General features: G+C 68.6%; 1 protein-coding gene. It reads left to right on the forward strand.

Features of this window, described 5'->3' with window-relative positions; translation table 11 throughout:
• On the forward strand, positions 1-765 hold a 765-nt coding region (locus tag PZA18_RS24040), incomplete at both ends, for an AMP-binding protein (RefSeq protein ID WP_284103421.1).

Genomic DNA, 765 nt, shown 5'->3' on the forward strand with positions numbered 1-765 from the left:
ACGACCCCCGGCGCTTTGGCAGCAACCCGCTGCTGAATATCGCCTACTCCTACCTCGAAGGCGCCGAAGCCGACGCCAGCCACGCCCCCGACTTCGCCATCGAAGCCCAGGGGCCGCTGAGTCTGGCGATTGGCCAGAGCGCACACCGCTGCCAGCTGGCACTCGAATACCAGCAAGACCTGTTCAGCCAAGCCCGGATTGACGCCCTGGCCGCCAGCTACCGCGACGTCCTGCGGCAAGTGCTGAGCCAGCCCGCCAGCGATTGGCCGGTCGATGCCTGGATCGGCGCGGCCGACCCGTTCGAACCCCCGCGTCGCCCCGGCCCGGCCCTGGCCATTGACGAGCGCCTGCGCCAGAACTTCCAGCAACTGCGCCACGAACTGGCCATCATCGACGATGCAGGCGAACTGAGTTGGGAGGGGTTTGCCGCGCTGACCGCCGGCTACGCCGCGCAACTGAACCGGCATGGCGTGCGACGGGCGCTGATCGTCGGGGCGACCGGTCGCCAGCTGCAAGCCTTCCTCGCCGCCTGCTTCCTGACCCGTACCACCTATCTGGCGCTGGAGCGCGGCACCCCCGAAGCCCGCATCGCCGAAGTGCTGCAACATGCCGCGCCCGACTGGGTGATCGACACCGAACGCCAGACCGTGGCGCCGCAGGAGACAGACTGGGGCCACTTCGAGAGCGTGAAGACCCTCGACGACAACCCGACAGGCTGGATCCTCTACAGCTCGGGCACCACCGGCCGGCCCAAAGGCATCTGCG

The sequence above is a fragment of the Parachitinimonas caeni genome (assembly GCF_030129945.1).
GTDB classification, from domain to species: Bacteria; Pseudomonadota; Gammaproteobacteria; order Burkholderiales; family Chitinimonadaceae; genus Parachitinimonas; species Parachitinimonas caeni.